12 protein-coding genes are annotated in these 25826 nt (G+C 65.6%); 9 read left to right on the forward strand and 3 right to left on the reverse strand.

Going from position 1 to position 25826, the window contains the following annotated elements; translation table 11 throughout:
• Positions 1 to 22: 22 nt before the first annotated feature.
• From YS110_16050 to YS110_16070, 5 genes are all read left to right on the forward strand, one after another.
• Positions 23 to 10126 (forward strand): DUF11 domain-containing protein, encoded by a 10104-nt coding sequence (locus YS110_16050; protein ID UJB66158.1) that lies wholly within the window; start codon positions 23 to 25, stop codon positions 10124 to 10126.
• Between the two features lie 3 nt (positions 10127 to 10129).
• Positions 10130 to 11200, forward strand: coding sequence for a hypothetical protein (locus YS110_16055; GenBank protein UJB66159.1), 1071 nt, complete (start codon positions 10130 to 10132; stop codon positions 11198 to 11200).
• A gap of 536 nt (positions 11201 to 11736) precedes the next feature.
• Positions 11737 to 12624 carry a hypothetical protein gene (locus YS110_16060; protein UJB66160.1) on the forward strand — a complete coding sequence of 296 codons (888 nt, stop codon included), beginning with the start codon at positions 11737 to 11739 and terminating at the stop codon, positions 12622 to 12624.
• Between the two features lie 355 nt (positions 12625 to 12979).
• A complete protein-coding gene (locus tag YS110_16065) occupies positions 12980 to 14065 on the forward strand; it encodes an IS5 family transposase (GenBank protein ID UJB67487.1) in 1086 nt (361 codons plus the stop codon).
• A 152-nt stretch (positions 14066 to 14217) separates the two neighbouring features.
• Positions 14218 to 15270 carry an IS5 family transposase gene (locus YS110_16070; protein ID UJB67488.1) on the forward strand — a complete coding sequence of 351 codons (1053 nt, stop codon included), beginning with the start codon at positions 14218 to 14220 and terminating at the stop codon, positions 15268 to 15270.
• Between the two features lie 369 nt (positions 15271 to 15639).
• Here the strand turns inward: YS110_16070 and YS110_16075 are convergent, their stop codons facing one another.
• The 3 genes from YS110_16075 to YS110_16085 form a co-directional block, all read right to left on the reverse strand.
• Positions 15640 to 16887, reverse strand: coding sequence for a HAMP domain-containing protein (locus YS110_16075; GenBank protein ID UJB66161.1), 1248 nt, complete (start codon positions 16885 to 16887; stop codon positions 15640 to 15642).
• 14 nt (positions 16888 to 16901) lie between these two features.
• Positions 16902 to 17621, reverse strand: coding sequence for a response regulator transcription factor (locus tag YS110_16080; GenBank protein ID UJB66162.1), 720 nt, complete (start codon positions 17619 to 17621; stop codon positions 16902 to 16904).
• A gap of 96 nt (positions 17622 to 17717) precedes the next feature.
• The gene (locus tag YS110_16085) at positions 17718 to 19052 is read right to left on the reverse strand and encodes an MFS transporter (protein UJB66163.1); all 1335 of its coding nucleotides are present in this window, start codon (positions 19050 to 19052) and stop codon (positions 17718 to 17720) included.
• Between YS110_16085 and YS110_16090 the strand changes: the two genes are divergently transcribed.
• The 4 genes from YS110_16090 to YS110_16105 all read left to right on the forward strand — a co-directional run bounded on the left by YS110_16090 (position 19051) and on the right by YS110_16105 (position 25818).
• The gene (locus tag YS110_16090) at positions 19051 to 19824 is read left to right on the forward strand and encodes a helix-turn-helix domain-containing protein (protein UJB66164.1); all 774 of its coding nucleotides are present in this window, start codon (positions 19051 to 19053) and stop codon (positions 19822 to 19824) included. The two genes, YS110_16085 and YS110_16090, sit on opposite strands and share 2 nt — an antisense overlap.
• A gap of 222 nt (positions 19825 to 20046) precedes the next feature.
• Positions 20047 to 22272, forward strand: a complete 2226-nt coding sequence (locus YS110_16095; GenBank protein UJB66165.1) for a TonB-dependent siderophore receptor — start codon at positions 20047 to 20049, stop codon at positions 22270 to 22272.
• A complete protein-coding gene (locus YS110_16100) occupies positions 22205 to 23818 on the forward strand; it encodes an efflux RND transporter periplasmic adaptor subunit (GenBank protein UJB66166.1) in 1614 nt (537 codons plus the stop codon). The genes YS110_16095 and YS110_16100 overlap by 68 nt, the downstream gene beginning before the upstream one ends.
• On the forward strand, positions 23812 to 25818 hold the full coding sequence (locus YS110_16105) for an ABC transporter permease (protein ID UJB67489.1): 2007 nt from the start codon (positions 23812 to 23814) through the stop codon (positions 25816 to 25818). Before YS110_16100 ends, YS110_16105 begins: the two co-directional genes overlap by 7 nt.
• Positions 25819 to 25826 lie beyond the last annotated feature (8 nt).

Genomic DNA, 25826 nt, shown 5'->3' on the forward strand with positions numbered 1-25826 from the left:
GGGGGACGATATCGCCGCAGCCTTGTCCGCTGTGCCGGGCGTGCTGGAGGCGGGCCAAGAGGTGACGGCATGGCTGATCCTGGATGAGGAACCGTCGATGGGCCTCCAGCAGAAGGACACTGCCAGCGGCAGTGCAAAAAGCCTTCACTTCTATTTGCTCAAGGGCGCGGTACCGCCGAACACCTATGGCGTGGACTATGCCGTCGCACAAACCATTGCCAAGCCGGCAGTGGCTGTGGGAGATGCTGTCGAATACCAGATTGTCCTGACGAACCAGGGGGCGGTCGATGGTACGGGGGTCACCATGACCAGCACCGTGCCCGCTCAAATCACGGGCGTTGAATGGACTTGCCGAGCCGAAGGCGCTGCCGCATGCCTGACTGCCTCGGGAGCCGGTAACAGCATCACCGTGCGTGGCGGCGTGCCCCATGTGCCGGGCAGCCGCTTGCTGATTGCGGTGCGTGGAATGGCCGCCGAGAAAGCTGCGGTCGATCACGTCGTCCGGGTAGCGCCGACCCATGCGGACACGAACGATACGAATCCGCACAACGACACCAGCGTGGTCTCCTTGGTGATTGGCCAGGGCGTCGAGCCGCCTCCGCCCCCGCCTCCTCCGCCTCCTCCGCCTCCTCCGCCTCCGCTCCTTCAGGCAGATCTGGAGCTCCGCAAGACCGCTGCCACGCCCGCCGTGTCAGCAGGGGGCAAGGCCGTTTTCCACCTCGCTGTCTTCAACCATGGCCCGGACAGCGTCTCCCAGGCACGGCTGACGGACGCCGTTCCCGCGGGCCTCCAGAATGTGGCGTGGACCTGCGTGCCCGAAGGAGGCGGCCAATGCGCCGCTGGCTCCGGGGCAGGCTCCCTCATCGACCTGATGCTCGACTTGCCCGCTGGCGCATCGGCCCGCGTGGAAGTCACCGGCACGCTGGCACTGAACACGGCCAGTGTGTCCAATACCGCGACAGTTTCGTCCACGGTGAACGATCCCGACCCGTTGAACAACACATCGACGGCGCGCATCGACGCTACCGTGGCCGCCGCGGCGTATTCGATCCCTGCCACGGGCCGGGGCGCGGTGCTGCTGGCATCGGCCTGTGTAGTGCTGCTGGGGTGGGCAGGCCTGGCCGGTCGCAGCGGACGGACGCGGTTCTGGCGCGCATTGCCCGGCCTGATGCTGGCATGGCTGGCGCTGGCGCATGTGGATGCGCATGCGCTCTTCGTCAACGGTGACTTCGAGACGCAGAACCTTGATGGCTGGGCCAAGCGCTCTGGCTATAACCCTGGGTTGAGCGGCAGCCCGCCGTTTCAGGTGTCCGACGTGCGCATCAATGCGGGCGGGATCGAGAAAGTCACCCTCGTGGGCAGCCAGCTTGATCCGCGTGCACCGCAACTCATCTTTGCGCGCCAAGGCAACTTTTCGGCCAAGGTCAATGACCACGACAACGGTGCGCACCTCAACGAAGTCAGCCAGAAGGCAGTCATTACCGAGGCCGACCGCGATCCAGGCGACGGCAAGCTGCATGTGCGCTTCAGCTATGCAGCCGTGCTGGAGGACCCTGGCCATGGCGCCAATGACCAGCCGTACTTTTTCGTGGAACTGACAGACCTCACACGGGGTGAAACGCTCTACTACGACTTCGCCTTCGCCAACCAGCCGGGGCGCATCTTCTACACAACGATCCTGGGAGGGGCGAAGTGGGTCTCCACGCCGTTTATCGACGCTGATCTCGTCGTACCTGACACCAGTCTGGGACATGAGTTGCAAGTTCGCGTCGTGGGTGCCGACTGTTCTCTCGGAGGCCATGGCGGCTACGTTTACGTCGACGCCTTCGGCGCGGTCAGCATCCCGCCGCAGGGCGCATGCATTCACGATCTGCAGGTGCGTTCCAAGCCCGGCAATGCACAGCTCACATGGAACGACACCGGCGCGGCCACCTACGCCATTTACCGTGCCGAGGCGCTCGAAGGGCCATACCTGCACATGGGCACCACGCAGTCGCGCCATTCCACATGGCTCGACCGTACCGTTCAACCCTGGAAAACCTATTACTACCGCGTTCACGCACTCGACGTGGATGGACACGCGCTGTGCAGTTCCGGTGAAGTGGCCACTGTCGTCCCTGCGCACTGGAGCGTTGGCGACGCGGTGAACCGCCCGCCTATCTTCACCAGTGCGCCACAGCGCACCGGCGACGTGCGCGCGCCGTATGCCTACCAGGCCGTGGCGGTGGACGCCGACGGCGACACGCTGGCCTATCGGCTTCTGTATGCGCCCGTCGGCATGGCTGTGGATGCTGCTACCGGCCAGATCACCTGGCAGCCCGGCCTGGCGGGCAACTACCGCGTCAACCTGCAGGTTTCCGACGGCAAAGGCATGCTGGCGAGCCAGGCATTTGCCATTCATGTGGTGGATGGCAACCTGCCGCCTGCGATCACCAGCCAGTTCCCGGCCAAGGTACCCGCAGGCGTGAACTACAGCCATCAGGTTCAGGCCACCGACCCCGAAAAAGAGCGGCTGCAGTACACCCTGGGCAGCCAGGCGGTGGGGCTGACCATCAACGAAAGCGGTGCCATTACCTGGACGAACCCGCAGCCCGGCACCTATCCCATCACCATTCAGGTCACGGATCCCCATGGCGCGCGTGACGTGCAGCAACTGGTGGTGGCGGTACAGGCGTTCCCCGAGTTCACCAGCCTGCCGGTCGTCACAGCTACCGCCAGCCAGCCCTACACCTACCAGGCGCAGGCCATCGACAAGGACGGCGACCCCATCTCCTACAGCGTATTGAGCGGCCCTGCGGGGCTGGCCGTCGATACGGCGACGGGGCAAGTCACCTGGCCTTCTCCCGTCACTGGCAATGCCGCAGTCACCCTCGCAGCAGCCGACCCCGACGGTAACCAAGGCAAGCAGAGCTTCACGATCCGGGTCACGGCCACGCCCAACCGCGTACCCGTGTTCACGGCTACGCCCGTCATCTATGTGGCTTACCCCGCCGCCTATGCCTACACCGCTTCCGCCAGCGATGCTGACGGCGACAACCTGCTATGGGAACTGCTGCAAGCCCCCGCTGGCATGACGTTGAACGAGCGCACCGGTGCCATCGCCTGGAAGTTCTCCCACCAGGTCAACGGCAAGTTCCGGGTGCGTGTGCAGGTCAGCGACCAGCGCGGCGGCTTGGCCGAGCAGAACTTCGAACTTCAGGTGCCGGTGTACGGCAACGGTGGCCCCTCCATCACCAGTCGTCCCGCCAGCCAAGTCAGGGCCGGGCAGGTGTACACCTATGCAGTCTCGGCCACCGATCCGGAAAACGAACCTCTCGTTTACCGCCTGGCCCAAGGCCCGGCCTCTGCGACGTGGAACGGCGCGCAACTAAGCTGGCAAACCAGTACGTCCGACATAGGCGTGCATGAACTGGCAATCGAAGTCGCCGACCCCTCGGGCAATACCGCACTGCAAAGCTGGCAACTGGAAGTGGTGCCGGCCAGTGCCAACCAGCCGCCGGTGATTTCCTCCACGCCCCGGGTCACTGCCGTGGCGGGCGCGCTGTACGAGTACCAGGTCATCGCCTCTGATCGCGACGGCGACCCACTCGCCTACGCACTGGCGTCGGCCCCTGCGGGCATGGTTATCTCCGCTACTGGCAAGGTGGAGTGGACCGTTCCCGCAGGCATGGCGGGAACCGAGGCGGTGGAGATACTCGTGTCCGATGGCCGGGGCGGCGAAGCCGTGCAAGCCTATGCCATCGGCGTAGGCATCACCGCCAACCGTCCACCGCTCATCAACTCCACGCCCGCTGCCACGGCAACGGCAGGTGCTACATACCGCTACCAGCTCTCGGCATCCGACCCGGATGGCGACACGCTGCACTACACCGTCTCTACGCAGGAGCCCGGCATCGCCATCGACGCGGCCACCGGCCTGCTGGCATGGCCTGTTCCCACCGGCGCTGCTGGCCAGGCTGGGCTGACCGTGCAAGTCACTGACGGCAAGGGCGGCGTAGCCTCGCAAACCTATGCGATTGGCGTGGGCGCACAAGGTAACCGCCCGCCGCGCGTCACCACGCAGCCCGGCACCACAGGCACATCCGGCAGCGCTTACACCTACGCTCTGCGGGCCAGCGATGCCGACGGTGACACACTCACCTACACCTTGCTCGAATACCCGCAAGGCATGACCATCGCCAATGCCACAGGTGATATCCAATGGGCCATCCCTGCCAATGTCGCGGGCATGGCGCCGGTCATGGTCGAAGTCGCTGACGGCAAGGGTGGTCTGGCCACGCAGGGGTACGCCATCTCGGTGTCGGGCGCATCCAACCGTGCCCCAGCGTTCTCCAGCACACCGCCCACCATGGCCACCGCAGGCGCGGCCTATGCTTACACCGTGCGCGCCACCGACCCTGATGGCGACGCCATCACCTATACCCTGGCAACCGCTCCGGCGGGCATGGCGCTCCATGCGCAAACCGGCGCCCTTACCTGGACGCCCACTCTGCAGCAAGGCGGCGAACAGGCCGTAGCCGTGCGCGCCGCCGACGCCAAGGGCGCGTATGCCACGCAGAGCTTCAAGGTGTACGTGCAACTGCCCGGCAACAACCCGCCGCAGATCACCAGCAAACCCGTCATGCGTTGGGCGCCCGGCGTGCCCTACCAGTACCAGGTCAGCGCGACCGACCCTGACCGTGACGCCATTACCTACGCGCTCACACTCGCACCCGCAGGCATGGGCATACAGGCCGCCACCGGCCTGCTCACTTGGAACGCCCCCACCCTCGGCACCCACACAGTGGAAATCAAGGCGCAGGATCCGCGCGGCGCCTACGCCGTACAGCGCTACACCCTGCAAATCGCCGCCAACCGTGAGCCCGTCATCACCAGCGTGCCGCAGGCCACGGCCACTGTGGGGGCACCCTATGCCTACCAGGTCAGCGCCACCGACCCGGACGGTGACTTCCTCACCTATCGCATGGCCGGCGCGCCCGCCGCGCTCACCATCTCGGCCACGGGGTTGATCTCCGGCTCACCCACCGCGCAAGGCACGCACGCTGTTACCGTCACCGTCTCCGACGGTCAGGCATCCGCCACGCAAAGCTGGACCCTGCGCATCACCGAGCCTGCCGTTGGCGGCCCCCTGCAAGCTGGCGTGCAACCCCAACCCAAGTACATCGACCTGGGCGAAAGCACTCTGCTGCAGGTTTTTGCCGAAGGCGGCACTCCGCCCTACAGCGTGAGCAGCCTCACGGTGAATGGCCGCAGTGTGGCGGTGAATGCCAGCTACCAGGCCACCTACACCGCCACAGGCCTGGGCAAACACAACGTGCGCTTGATCCTGCGCGACGCCAAGAACGCAAGCGTGACCGTGGACGACTGGTTCGGCGTCAAGGATCCCGCCGACACCCAGGCGCCCCAAGCCCTCATCAGCGCCCCCGGCAGTTCCGACGACATCACGGTCTCCTCCGTCAGCGCGCCCGCCGACATCGTGGGCACCGCCTCGGACGCCAGCCTGGCTGAATACGTGCTCCTGCTCTCGCCAGCGGGCAAGGACCAATGGAGCCGCCTGGGCGGCGGCACCACCAGCGTAACCAACGGCAAGCTGGGCGAACTCAACCCGCAAACCCTGGCCAACGGCCTGTACGACATTGGCCTCATCGTGCGCGACACCTCGGGCCACGAAACCAGCGCCAGGATCACCGTTGCCATCGAAGGCGAACAGAAAACCGCCCCGCTGCAACTCACCTTCACCGACCTGAGCCTCGACGTCGAGGGCCTGCCCCTCACCGTACGCCGCAGCTACGACAGCCTCAAGCGCACCCAGCGCCTGGACTTCGGCCACGGCTGGACGGTGGACTACCAAGACATCTGGCTGCAAACCAACGGCGTGCCGGGCCGCGCCTGGGAGCTCAAGCAGACCGGCTCGGGCCTCGGCCAGAAAATGTGCGCCATGCCCCAAGGCACCCGCATGGCCTCCGTGCGCCTGCCCGGTGGGCAACTGGAACAGTTCGAGCTGCGCGCCAGCCCCGAATGCGTGAGCACCCTGCAGTGGATAAGCAATCCCACGGTGTCCATCGCCTTCACCCCCAAGGCCAGCAACAAGAGCGGCAGCACACTGGAGGCGCTGAACCACGGCGAACTGCGCATGGTCAACAACGTGCTGTTCGACATGGATGCGCTGGATGCCTTCGACCCCGCGCAATACCGGCTGACCCTGCGCGACGGCACGCAATACATGCTGGACAAAGACTTCGGCATCCAGCAAATCCGGGACCGCCAGGGCAACACCCTGCAGTTCACGCGCAACGGCATCAGCCACTCGGGAGGCTGGGCCCTGTCCTTCACGCGCGACGCGGCGGGCAAGATCACCCGCATCACCGGCCCGGGCGGCCAAAGCCTGCTCTACGGCTACGACGCGGCCGACAACCTCACCAGCATGACCGACCCCAGCGGCGCCGCCAGCGACTACCGCTACGAAAACCCCAAGGTGCCCCACGGCCTGACCAGCTACACCGACCCGCTGGGCCGCCTGCTGCTCAAGACCACCTATGACGACGCCGGGCGCATCACCAGCCAGACCGATGCGCTGGGCCGCGCCATCACCGTCAGCACCGACAACACCGCCCAGCGGCAAACCATCAAGGACCGCAACGGCAACACCACCACCTACGCCTTCGACGGCCGGGGCAACATCACCCAAGTCACCAATGCGCTGGGAGGTGTGACCCGCTACGCCTACGACGCCCAGGACAACGAAACCGAAGTCACCGACCCCCTGGGCCGCACCACCACGCGCACCTACGACGCCTACGGCAACGTCACCAGCGAAACCGACCCGCTGGGCCGCCAAAGCGCCACCGCCTACAACGCCCAGGGCAACGTCACCACCATGACCGACCCCGCAGGCCACGTCACAATCAACACCTACGACGGCAGCGGCCAGCTCACCCGCATCACCGACGCGGCGGGCCAGGCCATCGCCCTGGGCTACGCCAGCGGCGGCAGCCTGGGCAGCATCGCCGACAAGGCGGGCCACACCACGCGCTACCAGTACGCCAAGATCAACGGCACCACCCTCAAGCAAAGCGAAACCGCGCCCGACGGCACCGTCACCACCTACGCCTACGACAGCGCGGGCCGCGTCACCGGCAGCACGCGCGCCATCGTCACCGTGGCAGGCCAGCCCGCCAGCGCCGTGGTGGAAACCACCGCCTACGACGCCAACGGCAACGCCACCAGCCGCACCAACGCCGCAGGCGCCACCACCACCTACCAATACGACGCTGCGGGCCAACTCACCCAGGAAACCGACAGCCAGGGCCGCAAAACCACGCACGAATACACCGCGCGCGGCGAAAAAGCCAAGACCACCTACCCCGACGGCCGCGCCGACACCTGGGCCTACGACAACAACGGCAACGAAACGCAAAGCTGCGAAAGCGGCCTGTGCACCCGCACCGCCTACGACGCGCTCGACCGGCCCGTCAAAGTAACCGACCCCGGCAACTACGCCGTGGAAAGCATCTACGACGCAGCCGGGCAACTGACCGCCTCCAAGGACGCACGCGGCCACAGCACCACATTCGCCTACGACCTCGCGGGCCGCGAAACCCGGCAAACCAGCGCCGCGGGCATCGCCACCACCAAGGAATACGACCTGGCAGGCAACCTCGTCAAAACCACCGACGGACTGGGCCAGGCCACCACCCACACCTACGATGGCACGAACAAACGCACCAGCACCACGCTGCCCACCGGCGCCACCACCCGCTACCACTACAACGCCAATGGCGTGCTGCAGCAAGAAACCAACCCGCTGGGCCACGCCCACCAGTACGCCTACGATAGCCTGGGCGCACTGCAAGGCGTGACCGACCCGCTGGGCCAGGCCACCGCCTACACCTGGAACGGCCAGAACCAGCTACTGACCCAGACCGACGCCAACGGCCACACCACCGGCTACGGCTACGACCTGGCCGGGCGGCGCGTATCGCGCACCCTGCCCAGCGGCCACCGCGAAACCCTGGCCTACGACAGCGAAGGGCGCCTGGCCACACGCACCGCCTTCGACGGCAGCCAGACCAGCTACCAATACGACGCAGGCGGCAAGCTCACCAAAACCACCCGCAGCGACGGCCACACCCTGACCCAGGGCTATGACGGCTATGGCCGCATAAGCACCCAGACCGACAGCGCCTACGGCAGCCTGAGCCTGAACCTGGACGCCAACGGCCGCATCACCCGGGAATACTGGAGCCACCAAACCCTGGGCACGGGCCTGAGCCCCACCATCGACTACGCCTGGGACGGCAACGGCAACCGCACGCAAGTCAGCACCACGGGCCAAACCATCAAGGCCAGCTACGACGCGCTCAACCAGCTCGAAACCCTGACGCACCCCGACGGCAGCGTGACCCGCTTTGCGTACGACGACGCGGGCAACCGCAGCGGCATCACCCGTGCCGACGGCAGCACCACCAGCTACCAGTACAACGAAGCCAGCCAGCTCACAGCCGTCACGCACCGCAAGGCCGACGGCAGCGAAATCGCCCGCTTCGCCTACACGCTCAACGCAGCAGGCCAGCGCACGCAAGTGCACGAACGCCTGGCGGGCGTGGGCGCCGCCAGCGAAACCATCGAACGCACCGTCAGCTACCAATACGACGCGGCAGGCAAACTGCAACAGGAGCAGATCACGCAAACCGCACCGGCAGCGTTCAGCAGCACCATGGCGTACCAGTACGACGCAGCAGGCAACCGCACCCAGCGCAGCGTGAGCCACAGCGGGCAGGTCACCACCTACCAGTACGACGCAAACGACCGCCTCGTGCAAGCCAGCGACAGCCTGGACGGCACCACCCGCTACACATGGGATAACAGAGGCAACCTGGCCCAGCAAACAAGCCCGGCAGGCACCACGCAATACACCTGGACAACCGACAACCGGCTCGCCAAAGTCACCACGGGTGCCAAGACCATCGAATACGGCTACGACACCAGCGGCAGGCGCATCAAGCGGCTGGTGAAGGAAGGCGCCACGGCCACGGAAACCCACTACAGAATCGACCACCAGCGCGCCTACAGCGAAATCGTCATCGAATCGACCAAGGTGAACAACGGCGCCTGGGTGGACACGGTGCACGTACACACCCCCGACGGCGTGGGCGAGCTGATCGCCAGCAGTGGCAGTGGCAGCGCCACGCAGTACTTCGCCGACGGGCTGGGCAGCGTGCGCGTGGCACAAGACGCAGCGCAGCGCCATGCGTACAGCTACGACGCCTTCGGGGTGGAACTGGGCAGTGATGAAGGCATGCCCGCCAACGACGCAGCAGCCCATGCGGTCAGCCACCGCTACACCGGCGAATATACGGATCGCCATACCGGACTCATTTACCTCCGAGCGCGGGACTATGACCCGAAGGTGGGGCGCTTCATCAGCATGGATGAACATCCGGGCAGCCAGCGGATTCCGCTGACCTTGAACAAGTACCTTTATGGGAATGCCGATCCGGTAAATCACATCGATCCGAGTGGAAACTTCACTATGGGAGGGATGATGAGTGGAATAAACACAGGGTTGAATCTGACTTCATTTGCCCTGGATATTTACTCCAGCATTCTTGGAAATCCGAACGATGATAAGCCAGACGGGCGATTTTCTCTATGGGATGCCGTAATGACGATGATGTTTAAGGCGATTCCCGTGAATGCCGGAATGACATCGAGTGCTTCATTTGGACAGCAATTTTCTGGCTCCAGTCGCTCCCATAAACACCATACTGTCCCCGTTTATATGTGCGGAGCCAAGAATCAAAAGCCGCTTGCTTCTATTTCCTCCGAAGGGCATAAGCAGTTGCATTCGGAGCTATATAAATTCAAGGTGGCGGGCGACGTGGTGGGTTTTGCCGTTGATATGCTGGTTTATAGGAAAAAGTTCCTTGGTGGCATAAAAACACCAACCCAGAGGTTGGCCAGGACGCCGCAAGGACGTGCAGCAATTGCGGCTGGTCTTGGATACTTTTATATGCGACATGGCTGGTTCGAGAAAGAGGAAGCCATAGGAGTTGTCTTCCCGGTTGCGGCTGCCAAATTTTCTTTGGCGGGAAATTATCACTCATATCCTTCTTGTTCGAGGTGAAAGTTGTTTGATTTAGATGTAAGGAAAATCACCATTTCGGAATTATCCTCCGGTAAGAATTTGTTATTTTCAAGAAAATCTGAGGGTTTTTTGGTCAATGTATTGGAATATGTGGCCGCCCCGATTTATTCTATTGTAGTTGGATGGCCTCTGGATTGCACTTATGCGAATATTGCAACAGGCATTGAAATGCCCATGGAGTTCATTGAATTCCTGGATTCCGATGATGTGCTCAAGGAAATATGGGCGGAATTCAAGAGTGAGGGAGTAAATCCGAAAAAATTGCCCCAAGATATCTTCCCGGCAACATCGGAGAGATATGCAAAATTTTGGAGTAAAGAATTATTTCTTGACTTTTCAAGGCATAGGGTTTTTCATATTTGTAAATCCAGTGAGTCTTTGGGGATTTTCCTTGAGTGGCTTGATATCAGCATAAAAGAGCTAAATGAATTTTTCGTGATCAAACACCCAGAGGGGCGTGAATTTAACTGTGCTTTTGATTTGAATATTGAATCTCAATTGTCGATCGATAAGCAAAAATCTGATTTTTTGAAATTGTTTGCCTCGTCGTCAAAAAAAAATATAATGGGGCAGGATGGAAGGCCGATCGTATTAAATGACCCAACTGATGCAGAAAATATTTTTCGATGGATGAATGGTTTCTATGAGTATTTGAGCAATCAAGATGCATCTTTTCCATCGCCAGATCCGGCCTGGAATCTGTCGAGGGCTGTTCCACTTACCTTTCCGCGATGGGCTTATGTGAGACCTTCATATTTGCCGATGGCGGCCTCCCCCTCCCCATTTTGGCTGGCATCGAAGGAGGTTGCGAATATTTTTGCATTGATTATGTCGCTAAGGGCGAAGATTATTTGTGAGTGGGGCGCTCCATGGTTTTCTAGAAATTTGGATGCTTTGATTGATGATCTTGATAATTTGTTTGCCTGTGCCCCTCCTGATGTTTGCCTGGATATTCGCCCAGTCGATAGCTTAAAAAAATACAGAAATGATCTTCGTCGCAAATTTAGATCGTTAAATCCGAACAATTGGCGTGGAATTTATTCGTTGCGATAATTTTATGTTGCCACTGAATGGTGAATAAGGTTTTGCAGAGGCAAGATGATTTGTTTATTTTTTGAAAAATTCATTGACCTAAAATATTTTCTATGAAAATCTACCTCAAAGGCGCATCTGGCTGGCGCTAGCAGCTATCTTTTTAATAGGAAAAAGTGTTGCCATAGCCCCTGAAGCTGCAGGCCACGTCATCACCTATGCCTACGACTGCGCGGCCGCGTCACCGGCAGCATGTGTGCCATTCATCACCGTGGTGGAAACCACCGCCTGCGACACCAAAGTCAAGTGCAGCACGAAGACCATCGGGTACGGCTACAGCCCCAACTGGCAGCGTATCAAGCGGCTGGTGAAGGGAAACACGCTACAAGGTAGACCGCCAGCGCGCGTACGGCGAAATCCTGATCGAATCGACCAAGGTGAACAACGGCGCCTGAGGCGATACGCCGCCTATTGGTTCGGCCTTCATGGGGAAGAGGTGCACATGTTAGTGAGGCAAATACATCGTTGCCTTGGTGCTCAAGAGATGGGAGACCGTAATGAAATTTATTGAAGTGCCTGGTTGGGAGTTGAAAAAACATTCGTCTTACAGTGATGAGAAAGATATTGTTTTCTTATTCACCCCTTTGCACCAGGAAAAGCTGGGACTTGATTTTTCCATGATAAACATTATTCCTCCTGTGGGGAGGAAATTCTGGAGCTTTGAGCTATGCCATCAAGTCGCAAGTGGTTCGCGCAAGCATTTTCAGAAATTTTTAAATGATGATGTGAAAAATGGGTTGAGGGATGTGCTTGATTTTTATTGGGATGGGGATATTTCGCGCGCCCGCCCTTCGATGGATGGAGCTATGCGTTATTTTGGAGATGAGTTTGAAAGCCATGAAAGCACAGTGACTGATCGGGATGTTGTTAGTATTGCCATTCCCGTCGGTTCGGAGGAAATTTTCTTTGATTTTTTTTCCGAGATGGAGTTCTACTTGGGGGAGAGTGCATTTGCTATTTTGGATGGAAATGATGTGCTCGATAGTGCTTTTATGGTCGTCTTGAGGAGTTTCTTGATAGGGGATGCGGTGGAAACCCCTGTGGGAATGGTTGGAAGAGGACTTTCTGGGGCGGAGAAAATGTATATAAAATGCCATTTTAATGGCGTGGCCAACTTTTGGATTGGACGGCTTAAAAATGGGGAGGTGACAAGTGATTTTTATGAGGAAAAAGCCATATGGGTTGCTCAAAATCTCACGTTGCGCGATGTTGAGATATGTAAGAGTGCGATAGATGAAACCTGGTATGATAGGGAGTATGTGAGGTTTAAAAATAGAATGCGAAGAATATTTGATGAAAGATTGCTTTCTTGCCCGGCAAGGCAAACCAATCCCTATGAAGATTTTGAATGGATTAGGACTTGCGAAAGCAAGCTGAGGGCCTAAGTCATGGATGTTAGTTCGTAGAATTCCAATGGAAATGGCACCGAGTGTTTGGCAATCAAACGCTGAAAACTATTGGATTTGCAGTGCGCGAAGCACTGCCGCAGCAAACAAGTCGTTTTCGTAGTGGTAATAACAAAAAATGCTTCAAAGGCTTGTCCGGCTTGTACTGAGAGCTATTTTTTGATAACTGAAGGTGTTGTCATAGACACTGAGTTCGCAGGCCAAGCCATCGTCCACACTTACGGGAACCTCTCAAAACCCCACTGCTCAACCTAGAGCCCTTTACACCTGGGAACCTCTCAAAACCCATCCGATCTCTTCCTGACCCGAGAAGCCTGACCCGCCCCTTGCCATGATCACACCCCGCAGCGCGCTGAAGTTTGACCTGTTCGCCGAGGCCTCGCGCCAGCACAAGAGGGACGAGGTGGGCGATCCGCTGCAGGTGATCGCGCGGCACATCGACTTCGGAGCCCTGGCCGGGCTGGTGGATGCCTTGATCGAGCGTGGCGATGGCCGCCGGGGTGGCCGGCCGGCCTATCCCACCGAGGTGATGGTGCGCATCCTGGTCTTGAAGCGGCTGTACAACCTGTCCGATGAGCAGATGGAGTACCAGTTGCTGGATCGGGCGAGCTACCAGCGCTTTTGCCTGCTGCAGGATGCGATGAACGTGCCGGACCGCAACACGATCTGGCGCTTCGGCGAGCGGCTGGGCGTGGATGGGGCCACGGTGCTGTTCCAGGGAGTGGATGCGCAACTGCACCGCCATGGCTACATGGCCCGGGGCGGACAAGCCATCGATGCGACGCTGGTGCCCGCGCCGCGCCAGCGCCTGGACAGGCCGGAGCGCGAGGCCCTGGCCGAAGGCAGAACGCCCGATTGGAGCGAGGCCGAGCGCCGGCAAAGGGATGTGGATGCCACGCACACGAAGAAGCACGGCAAGAGCTACTTCGGCTACAAGCTCAGCGTGAGCGTGGACCTCAAGCACGGCTTCATCCGCCGCATCGCCACGGGCACGGCCAGCGAGCACGACGGACACCACTTCGACGAGGTGCTGGACATGCACAACACCGGGCGCAGCGTGCACACGGACAAGGCCTACGCGAGCCGGCAGCGCCGGCAGATGCTGCAAGTGCTGGGCTTCGTGGACGCGATGCAGCGCCGGGCCCAGCCGGGCCAGCCCCTGAGCGAGTGCCAGAAGCGGCGCAACCAGCGCATTGCCAGCAAGCGTGCCCGGGTCGAACATGCGTTTGCCGGCATCCGGCACCTGGGCGGCAAGTTCGTACGCACGATCGGGCAGGCGCGGGCCACGGTGGCGATGACGATGATGGCTGCCTGCTACAACATGAAGCGCCTGGCCTCGTTCCTTGAGCGAGGCGTGGATGCGTTCTTCAAACCGGCGACCACCAAGGCACAGGTGCGCCTGCAAACGGCGAAAGCCTGAGCCATCGGGGCTGCAAGGCCCCTCAATGCACGAGGTGCAGACCGCCGTAAGGCCTCATCGCGCATTCAAAACGGCTGGCGTCCAATCGTGCCTATTCGGATCCGTCAATCATGGGGTTGTGAGAGGTTCCCACCTGTCCTGACCGCCACATGATCAGCCCTCGCAGTGCCCTGAAGTTCGACCTGTTCGCCGACGCCTCGCGCCAGCGCAAGATCGACGAGGTGGGTGACCCGCTGCAGACCATCGCCCAGCACATCGATTTCGCCGAACTGGCTGCGCTGGTGGATGGTCTTCTTGCACGGGGCGACGGCCGCAAGGGTGGACGGCCCGCCTACCCCAGCGAAGTGATGGTGCGCGTGCTGGTCTTGAAGCGCCTGTACAACCTCTCGGATGAGCAGATGGAGTACCAATTGCTGGACCGCATGAGCTACCAGCGCTTTTGCCTGCTGCAGGATGCCATGAACATCCCCGACCGCAACACCATCTGGCGCTTCGCCCAGCGCATCGGGGTGGACGGCGCCACGGCCTTGTTCCAAGGCGTGGATGCCCAGTTGCAGCGCCATGGCTACATCGCCCGGGGAGGACAGGCCATCGATGCCACCTTGGTGCCAGCCCCGCGCCAGCACATCGGCAAGCAAGACAAGGAACGCCTGGCCCAGGGCAAGGCGCCTGACTGGAACGAAGCCAAGCGCAGGCAAAAGGACCTGGATGCCACGCACACCAGCAAGCACGGCAAGAGCCACTTCGGCTACAAGCTCAGTGTGAGCGTGGACCTCAAGCACGGCTTCATCCGCAAGATCGCCACCGGCACAGCCAGCGAGCACGACGGCCACCACTTTGAAGAAGTGCTGGACGAAGACAACACCGGGCGGGATGTCTACGCCGACAAGGCCTACCCGTCCAAGCGCAGGCAGGAAATGCTCAAGGTATTGGGCTGGCGCGATGGCATACAGCGCAGGGCGGGCAAAGACCAGCCTCTGAGTGAATGCCAGAAGCGGCGAAACCAACGCATCGCCAGAAAGCGGGCCAAGGTCGAGCACGTGTTCGCCGGGATCCGGCACCTGGGAGGCAAGTTCATCCGCACCATAGGGCAGGCGCGCGCGGATGTGGCGATGACGATGATGGCTGCGTGCTACAACATCAAGCGGCTGGCGATGTTCTTGCACAAGGGCGTGGACTCGTTCTACAAACACGCCCAGGCGTAGGCGCAGGGCCTCAACGGGGCCATCGAGCGCCAAAAAGCCTGGCGGCGGGCAATCGAGTCGCTCGCCTGCGACCACCATCCAAGACCTTGCGTGAGGCGGCAACGCGTGAAAGCGTGCTGGGTTCACCCTGCGTTCGCATCGAAGCTGCCGCTTGAGCCGGTTCTGATAGAAAGCCCGGGTATTGAGAGGTTCCCTTACGACCTGACCGGGCAGCGCATATCCCGCATCGCTGCCCAGTGGCCATCGTGAAACTCTGGCCTGTGCGGCAGCACTAATGCGGCGTGCCCGTTCGTAGCACAGGCGTGCTACGGCTCGGAGATTCCAAGAAAAATCAGCCTCCAGCCCTTGCGTGGCAAGCGCCAGTAGCTCCTATTTCAAGAGCGCGAGCGGCAGCGCCAGCACGAAGCACGCGCCCGGCTGGCCGTCCGGCCGGTCGGCGCAGTGCGCGCTGCCGCCGTGGCGCTGGGCGATGGTGCGCACCAGGGCCAGGCCCAGGCCCACGCCGCCTTCGCGCTCGCTGGCGCCAGGCAGGCGGTAGAAGGGCTCGAAGATGCGTTCGCGCTGCGCCGGCGGCACGCCGGGGCCGTGGTCGCACACGCGCAGCACGGCGCGCGCGTCGGGGCCCTGGCCCTCGCGTGCCAGTTGCAGCTCGATCGCGCCCTGGCTGTAGCGGCGTGCGTTTTCCAGCAGGTTGCGCACGGCGCGGCGCAGCAGCTTGGCCACGCCACGCGCTTCCAGCGCGACGGCATCGGGGGCGATGTCCAGCTCGGCGCCCACGCGCGCGCATTCCTCGGCGGCCAGGCCGACCAGGTCGATGGCTTCGAGCGTGCCCATGTCGGCCTCGCGCGCGTCCAGGCGGCTGGCGAGCAGGATTTCGTCGATGAGCTGGTCCAGCTCGGCGATGTTGCGCTCGATTTCCTGGCGGAACGCGGGCGAGGGGGCGCTGCCCGCGCCCATCAGCTCCAGCCCCATGCGGATGCGCGTGAGCGGCGAGCGCAGCTCGTGCGAGGCGTTGGCCAGCAGCGACTTGTGTGCATCCATCAGTGCCTCGATGCGTGCGGCGGCGGCGTTGAACTGGCGCGCCAGGTCGGCCACCTCGTCCTGCCCGCCCTCGGGCACGCGCACCGAGAGGTCGCCCTCGCCGAAGCGCTGCACGCTGCGCTGCAGGGTCTCCAGCCGCTGCAGCAGGCGGCGGATGATGGGGAACACGCCCACCACCACGGCCAGGCTCACCAGGCCGAGCATCCACAGGAAGCCGAACGGCGGGCGCAGCCAGAAGGCGGCCTCGGGGCTGCGGTGCGGGCCGCCGGGGCCGCCGCGCTCCTGGCGCGGCGACATCTGCAGGTGGTAGGTGTTGCCGTCCAGCCCCTCGATGCGCATCGCGATGCCTTCGTCCGGCGGCCCGGGCAGGCGCGTGGCCTGGCCCGCCAGCAGCGGCTGCCCGGCGGCGTCGCGCAGCACGATCTCGCGCGGCGGCGGCGCCAGGGCCTGGCTGTTCTGCTCCGCCGCGATGCGCCAGGCCCAGCCCACGAGCAGCGTGAGCACGGCCACGCCGCCCACGACGGCGAGCCAGATGCGCAGGTACAGGCGCTGGGAGAAGGCGCGGAACAACGACACGTTTCAGCCTAGGCTCAGTCTTGCTGTTTGGCGAAGACGTAGCCTACGCCGCGCACGGTGAGGATGCGTTTGGGCGTCTTCGGGTCGGATTCGATGGCGGCGCGGATGCGGCCCATGTGCACGTCGATGGAGCGGTCGAACGCCTCCAGCTCGCGCCCGCGCACGGCCTCCATGATCTGGTCGCGCGTCAGCACGCGGCCGGCGCGTTCGGCCAGGGTCACAAGCAGGTCGAACTGGTACGAGGTCAGGTCGGCCGCCTGCCCGCCCACGGTGACGGTGCGCGCATCGCGGTCGATCTCCAGCGTGCCGAAGCGCAGCGCCTGGCCCGCGGCCGGCGCGCCGCCATCGCCGCGCCGGCGCAGGATGGCGCGGATGCGCGCCAGCAGCTCGCGCGGCTCGAAGGGCTTGGGCAGGTAGTCGTCCGCGCCCAGTTCCAGGCCGATGATGCGGTCCATCGGGTCGCCCTTGGCGGTGAGCATCAGCACCGGCACCTGCGCCGCCGGGCCGGGCAGGGCGCGGATGCGGCGGCACACTTCCAGCCCGTCCATGTCGGGCAGCATCAGGTCGAGGATCACCAGATCCGGCAGGTTCCCTGCGTCGGGGCTCTGCAGCTGTGCCAGCCCGCTGGCGCCATCGGCCTGGTGCGCCACCTGCAGCCCGTTGTGGCCCAGGTATTCGGCGACCATCTGCGCCAGGCGATGGTCGTCTTCGATCATCAACAGGTGTGTGTTCATGCGGCCATCCTGCAGGGTGGGTATCTCGCAGTGTTGAAGCGGATGTAAAGCGCGGGTAAAGATGCTTTCGTTTCGATAGCTGCCAGCGCTTGCCCATCAAGGGCTGGCGGCACTTTTTACCCTGGACGCCAGTGCCACCAGCAGCAGCACCGGCAGGCCGAGAAGCGCGGTGGCGGTGAAGAAGTCGGCGTAGCCGTGGGCATCGACGAAGCGCCCCGAGAAGCCCGCCAGCCACTTCGGGAACAGCAGCATCATGGAGCTGAACAGCGCGTACTGCGTGGCCGAGTACTGCACGTTGGTCAGGCTCGACAGGTAGGCGATAAACGCCGCCGAGGCGATGCCGCCGGCCAGGTTGTCGGCGCTGACGACGAAGATCAGCCCGTACAGGTCGTGCCCGCGCGTGGCCAGCCAGGCGAACAGCAGGTTGCTGCCGGCCGACAGCAGCGCGCCGAGCATGAGCACGCGCATCACGCCCCAGCGCATCGCCATGGCGCCGCCGACGAAGGCGCCGCCCAGCGTCATCACCACGCCGTAGACCTTGGTCACGGCGGCCACCTCGTCCTTGGTGAAGCCCATGTCCACGTAGAACGGGTTGGCCATGATGCCCATCACCACGTCGGCGATGCGGTACACCGCGATCAGCCCCAGCACCAGCAGCGCGTGCCAGCGGTAGCGGCCGATGAAGTCGGCGAACGGATCGACCAGCGCGCCGCGCAGCCATTCGCCCAGGCCGCGCGCGGGCGGCTGCGGGCGCGGCGTGGGCTCGGGCGAGAGCAGCACGGTGAGCACGCCCACCGCCATCGACGCGGCCATGGCCAGGTAAGCCATGTGCCAGGCGCCGGCCTGGTAGCCGGCCACGCCGCTGGCCTCGGAGCGCGCGGCCAGCCACAGCACGCCCGCGCCGGCCCAGATCATGGCCAGGCGGTAGCCGGTCTGGTAGGTGGCGGCCAGGGCAGCCTGGCGGTCGGCATCGGCCGATTCGATGCGGAAGGCGTCGAGCGCGATGTCCTGCGTGGCCGAGCCGAAGGCCACCGCCAGCGCGCACCACACCAGCGGGCCCAGGGCCTGCTGCGGGTCGTTGAAGGCCATGCCCACCAGGCCGGCCACCACCATGCCCTGCGCCAGCAGCAGCCAGCTGCGCCGCCGCCCCAGCCAGCGCGTGAGCAGCGGCAGCGGCATGCGGTCCACCAGCGGCGACCACACCCACTTGAAGGCATAGGCCAGGCCGACCCAGCTCAGGTAGCCGATGGTGGTGCGGTCGATGCCCGCCTCGCGCAGCCAGAACGACAGCGTGCCCAGCACCAGCAGCAGCGGCAGCCCGGCGGAAAAGCCCAGCGCCAGCATGCGCAGGCTGGCCGGTTCGGTGTAGACGCGCAGGGTGTCCAGCCAGCTGCGGCGCGGCGCGGGGGAGGAGGGGGCTTGTTCGGGCATGGGCAGGCGGGGTCGGACGGGAAGGGCCGGGGCATTATCCCGTCGGGGCCGGGCCGTTCCTACTACTATTTGGCCCATCGTGAACACGTTCTTAGAGGTCCCTCCGCTCCTGGAGCCCAGTGGCTCGGTGCGCCGCTACAGCGGCGAGCACGGCGCGCACGCGCACGGCCATGCGCAGATCCTGTACGCGCTGCACGGCCGCATGGAGCTGGAGATCGCCGGGCGCGCGGCCTTCGTCGATACGGCCTGCGGCATCGTCATCCCGGCGGGGGCCGAACATGGCTACCTGGCCGCGCCGGCATCCCGCCTGTTCGTCATCGACGCGCCGGACCAGGCCGGGCTGGCGCGGGTGCGCCGCTTCGCCGTGCCGCCGGCCTGGCGCGCCGGCGTGGCGCCGGATGCCGCCGCGCGCGTGGCCGAGGTGCTGCAGGCCCCCGGGGTGATCGCGCGCCGGGGCGTGGACCTGGGGCGGCTGGCCCAGGCGGTGCAGGCCGCGCTGCATGAGGACTGGCCCACGGCGCGGCTGGCGGCGCTGTGCCACCTAAGCCCGCAGCGCTTCCACGCGCGGCTGCGCGAGCTGGCCGGCCGCACGCCCCAGGAATGGCTGCGCGGCCTGCGCCTGGACCGCGCCGAGGCCCTGCTGGCACACGGCCTGCCGCTGGAGACGGCGGCGCTGCAGTGCGGCTATGCCAGCGCCAGCGCCCTGGCCTATGCGCTCAAGCGCGAGCGCGGCGTGGGCGCGCGGGCGCTGAGGGCACGCAGCACCCCTTGAGGCGCTTTGCGCCTTCTCCCTCTGTTTGCGCGTTGCGCGCCATGGGAGGTGCGCGCAGCCCTGCAGGGCAGTTACAATCGCGCCGCAAAAATAAAATTGCGAACCATTCTCAATAACTGCGCTGCCAGCCCCGTGCGATTCTTGCCGTAGCCACAGCCCCTCTTGCCGCCCGGCGCCTGCCGGGGGCACGCCTGTCATCCTGGTTCCGTCCCGAATCGCTGTATGTCCCGCTACCTTCCCTGTCCGTCGCGCCGTGGCGCGCCCTTTTCCCTGCGTGCCGGCGCGCTGGCCGCCGGCCTGGCGTTCGCCATGCCCTGGCCCGCGCTGGCCCAGGCGCCAGAGGCCGCCACCGTCACCATGGACGCCGTGACCGTATCGGACAAGGCCCTGCCCCAGGTCTACAGCGAAGCCAGCGGCTCCTATGTGCCGCAGGCCGTGGAGGTAGGGAAGGCGGCGCAGTCGCTGCGCGAGATCGCGCAGTCGGTCACGGTGGTGACGCGCCAGCGCATGGACGACCAGGCGCTGCGCACGCTGGACGACGTGATGGCGCAGACCACGGGCGTGACGCGCGAGGAAACCTGGCTCGACACGGCCTACCAGTCGCGCGGCCTGAATATCACCAACTTCCGCTACGACGGCGGCGCCGTCACCACCACGCGCTCGGGCAGCCGCAGCCTGGACATGGCGCAGTTCGACAGTGTGACGCTGCTGCGCGGTGCCGACGGGCTGTTCGGCGCGGGCGAAGCGGGCGGCGTGATCAACTTCACCGCCAAGCGCCCGCTGGCCCAGCGCCAGACGCAGTTGCTGCTCTCCGGCGGCACCATGGACAACTACCGTGCCGAGGTCGATACGACCGGCGCCCTGAATGCCGACGGCAGCGTGCGCGGCCGCCTGGTGGCCGTGCACCACGACCGCCGCGAGATGGCCGAGCCCTCGCGGCTCAAGCGCCAGATGCTGTACGGCGCCCTGGGCGTCGATCTCGGGCCCGAAACGGTGCTGACCCTGGGGGCCAGCTACCAGGACGACCGCAACACCGGCTTCAACGCCAGCCTGCCGCGCTACGCCGACGGCAGCGACATCGGCCTGCCGCGCAGCACCAACATGGGCGCGCCCTGGAACTGGATCCATCGTGAGAACACCGCGCTGTTCGCCAGGCTGGAGCATCAGCTCACGAGCGACTGGATGCTCAAGGCGCAGCTGCGGCACACCCGCTTCAAGGAGAGCGTCAACGGCGCCGAGATCGAGAGCGCGCCCGACCCGCTCACCCTGGCAGGGGCCGACTGGTGGATCCACCAGGGCATCGCCGATGCCCAGGAGACCACCCTGGACCTGAACGCGCAGGGCGGCTTCGATGCGTTCGGCCAGCGCCATGACGTGATCGTCGGCCTCGATGCGCTGCACGCGCGCGAGTCCAGCCGCAGCCTGTGGCCGCGCATCGGCCCGGCCGACGTGTTCGCGCGCACGCCCCCCGCCGACCCGGGCTTCCCGCTGGGCGAGTGGACCAGCGGCTCGGAAACCCGCGCCCGCAAGTCCAGCCTCTATGGCTCGGTGCGCCTGCGCCCCGCGGCGCGGTGGGCGGTGGTGCTGGGCGGGCGCTACACGCTGCAGGACCGCAGCACCCAGCAGGACATGCAGGGCTACACCTCCGACCGCCGCGAGGGCCACGTGTTCGTGCCCTACCTGGGCCTGGTGCGCGACCTGTCGGGCTCGCTCAGCGTGTACGCCAGCACGGCGGAGATCTACCAGTCACAGGCGGGCAAATACGCCGGCCCGCTGCCCGGTACGCCGCTGGAGCCGGTGCGCGGCCGTACCTACGAGCTGGGCGTCAAGAGCGAATGGGCGCGCGGCCTTATCGCCAGCGCGGCGCTGTTCCGCACCGAGAAGAAGGGCGAGGCCATCGCTGACCCGGCCTACCCGCAGACCGACTGGCGCGGCGGCTGCTGCTACTTCCGCGACGGGCACCTGCTGAGCCAGGGGGTGGACCTGGAGCTGACCGGCCGCATCACCCCGGCCCTGCAGGTGGCCGTGGGCTACACCTACAACGACAACGAGAACAAGCGCAGCGACGATGCCCGCTTCAGCACCGTGACGCCGCGCCACCTCTTCAAGGCCTGGGGCGACTACCGCATGGGCGGCACGCTGCAGGGCTGGAGCGTGGGCGCGGGCGTGGTGGCCCAGAGCGGCACCTACCGTGCCGCCGGCATCAGCGCCTTCAACCCGGAGACCGGCCGCTACGACGGCGCCTGGACCCCCTACCGCTTCACCGCGCCGGGCTACGCCGTCTGGTCGGCCCGCATGGGGTATGCCTTCAACAAGGACTGGAGCGTGGCCATGAACGTGGGCAACCTGTTCGACAAGACCTACTACAGCACCGTCGGCTATGCCGGGTACGGCAATTTCTACGGCGAAAAGCGCACCGTGGCGGTGGCGCTGCACGGCAAGTTCTGAGCATGCCCGCGCTGCACTCCACGCTGCACGCCGCGCTGGTGGCCTGGGGCCTGTCCCTCGGGGGCATGGCGGCCCTGGCCTTCGCCATGGACCGCCACTACGCCCAGCTCACGGGGGCGCTGGAGGCGCCCGCCCTGCGCCGCCACGGGCTGCGGCTGGCGGGCGCCGCGCTGCTGCTGGGCGCCGTGGTGCCCTGCGTGCTGCACTGGGGCGCTGCGGTGGGCGCGGTCGCGGTGCTGGGGTTCTGGTCCATGGGCGCGCTGCTCGTGGCGGGCGGCCTGGCCGCGCGGGCGCGCGGGGTGGCGGTGGCGGCCTTGCTGGCCGTGGCGCTGCCGCTGGGGGCAATGGGGATGGAAATGGAGTGGCTGTGGTGAGTGTGCGACCTTGGGTGGTATTGATCGTGGGGCTGGCGGGCGCGGCCGCCGCGGGCCTGTGGTGGGCCGCGCGCCCCGCCACCACCTACCAGAGCGTGGCCGTGGCGCACGCCGACGTGGAGGCCACGGTGACGGCCATCGGCACGCTGCAGCCGCGCCGCTACGTGGACGTGGGCGCCCAGGTGTCGGGCCAGATCACGCGGCTGCGGGTGGCGCCCGGGGCGCAGGTGGAGAAGGGCGCGCTGCTGGTGGAGATCGACCCCAGCGTGCAGCGCGCCACGGTGGACGCCGGGCGCGCCTCGCTCGCCGGGCTGCGCGCCCAGCTGGCCGAGCAGCAGGCCCAGCACCAGCTGGCGCGCCAGCAATGGGCGCGCCAGCAGCAACTGGCCCGCGACGGCGCCACGCGCGAGGAAGACCTGCAGACCGCCGAGGCCCAGCTGGCCGGCGCCCAGGCCCGCATGGACCACCTCAAGGCGCAGATCGACCAGACGCAGGCCACGCTCAAGGCCGACGAAGCGCGGCTGGGCTATACGCGCATCTACGCGCCCATGGCGGGCACCGTGGTGTCGGTCGAGGCGCGCGAGGGCCAGACGCTGAATGCCACCTACCAGACGCCCAACATCCTGCGCATCGCCGACCTGGGCGCCATGACGGTGTGGACCGACGTGTCCGAGGCCGACGTGGGCCGCGTGCGCGCCGGCATGCCGGTGTACTTCACCACCCTGGGCAGCGCCGGCCAGAGTCAGCCCCGGCGCTGGAGCAGCACGGTGCGCCAGGTGCTGCCCGCGCCCGCCGCCAGTCCGGCCCAGCAGCCTGCGGGCGCGGGCGGCGGGACCGCCGCCGCCGTCAAGGCCGTGGCCTACACGGTGCTGTTCGACGTGGACAACCAGGACGCCGAGCTCATGCCGCAGATGACGGCGCAGGTCGTGTTCGTGGCCGCGCGCGCGCCGCAGGCGCTGGCCGTGCCCCTGGTGGCGCTGCAGGACGAGGCCGAGGGCGACAAGGCCACGGTGCGGGTGCTGAACGCGCAAGGCCGGCCCGAGCCGCGCGCGGTGCGCACCGGCGTGCGCAGCCGCCACCAGGTGCAGGTGCTCGACGGCCTGCGGGAAGGCGAGCAGGTGGTGGTGGGTGAGACCGTGCAGAGCGCGGGCTTGCGGTGGCTGCAGTGGTGAACGCGCCGCCGCCTGCCGCGGGGGCGCCGCTGATCGCGCTGCGCGGCATCCGCAAGCACTACGGCGGCGGCGACACCGGCCAGCCCGCGGTGACGGTGCTGCACGGCATCGACCTGGACATCCAAGCGGGCGAATTCGTGGCCGTGGTCGGCAGCTCCGGCTCCGGCAAGTCCACGCTGATGAACATCCTTGGCTGCCTGGACCGCCCGAGCAGCGGCAGCTACCACTTCCAGGGGCAGGACGTGGCGCGCCTCGACGCCGACACCCTGGCCTGGCTGCGCCGCCAGGCCTTCGGCTTCGTCTTCCAGGGCTACCATCTGATCGCCGCCGAATCGGCGAGCGAGAACGTGCAGATGCCCGCCCTCTACGCCGGCCTGCCGGCGCACGAGCGCCGCGCGCGCGCCCATGCGCTGCTGGAGCGCCTGGGCCTGGCCGGGCGGCTGGACAACCGCCCGAACCAGCTCTCCGGCGGGCAGCAGCAGCGCGTGTCGATCGCGCGGGCGCTGATGAACGGCGGCGCCATCATCCTGGCCGACGAGCCCACTGGGGCGCTCGACTCGCGCAGCGGCGCCGAGGTCATGGCCCTGCTGGCCGAGCTGTCGCAGGCCGGGCACACCATCATCCTCATCACCCACGACCGCGCCGTGGCCACCCAGGCGCGCCGGGTGATCGAGATCCACGACGGGCGCATCGTCGGCGACAGCAGCGCCGAGGCGCCCGCTGATGCGCCGGCCGACGCGCCGCCGCCGCTGCTGCAGCCCGGGCTGGCCCAGGCCGGGCGCGCGGCGCAGGCCCCGGCGGCGGTGTGGGGCGCCGAGCTGCTCGACGCTGCGCGCGGCGCCTGGCGCGGCATGCGCGTGAACCGCGTGCGCACCAGCCTGACGCTGCTGGGCATCGTCATCGGCGTGGCCTCGGTCATCGTCATGCTGGCCATCGGCGAGGGCGCGCGGCGCAAGGTGGTGGAGCAGATGGGCACCATGGGCACGGCCATCCTGTACATGGGCAGCCAGGCGCCGCCCAGCGGCGGGCCGGCCGGCCAGATCACCGCCGAAGACCTGGCCGCCGTGGCCGAGCTGCCCGAGATCCGCCGCGTGATGCCGGTGATCGGCGACCCCATCTCCGTGCGCTACGGCAACGTGGAGCGCCAGCTCTACGTGTTCGCCGCCAGCGAGGAAATGCCGCTGGTGCACCACTGGAAGGTGGCGCTGGGCCGCTACTACACCGACGCCGAGGACCACGGCCTGGCCCCCCTGGTGGTGCTGGGGCACAAGGCGCGCGCGCACTTCTTCCCCGACGAACCGCGCCCGCTCGGGCGCCAGCTCATCATCGGCAATTCGTCCTTCGAGGTCATCGGCGTGATGAGCGAACGCGGCGCCGAGTCGGGCGCGCAGGACTACGACAACATGGTGTTCATCCCCTACCAGTCGGGCCGCGCGCGCGTCTACCGCACGCAGACGCAGCCCGACTACGTGGTGATGGAGGCCGCCTCATCGGCCCAGGTGCACGCCGCCGAGGCGGCGATACGCCAACTGCTCAAGGCGCGCCACGGCGGGCGCGAGGACTTCGCCATCGGCAACGCCGCCGCGCGCATCCAGGCCGAGGCCGCCACGCGCCAGAGCATGGCCATGATGCTGGGCCTGATCGCTGCCGTGTCGCTGGTGGTGGGTGGCATCGGCGTGATGAACGTGATGCTCATGACCGTGCGCGAGCGCACGCGCGAGATCGGCATCCGCATGGCCGTGGGCGCGCGCCAGCGCGACATCCTGCGCCAGTTCCTGACCGAGGCCAGCCTGGTCACCCTGGCCGGCGGATCGGTGGGCGTGCTCGCCGCGCTGGTGGTGGGTCTGGCGCTGCTGCTGGCCGGCGTGCCCATGGTCTTCTCGGTGCGCGCCATGCTGGGGGCGTTCGGCTGCGCGGTGGCCACGGGGCTGGTGTTTGGCTACATGCCGGCCAAGACGGCGGCGCGGCTCGACCCGGTGCGCGCGCTGGCGGGAGAGTAGGAACACAC

Source organism: Acidovorax sp. YS12 (genome assembly GCA_021496925.1).
Classification (GTDB): domain Bacteria; phylum Pseudomonadota; class Gammaproteobacteria; order Burkholderiales; family Burkholderiaceae_C; genus Paenacidovorax.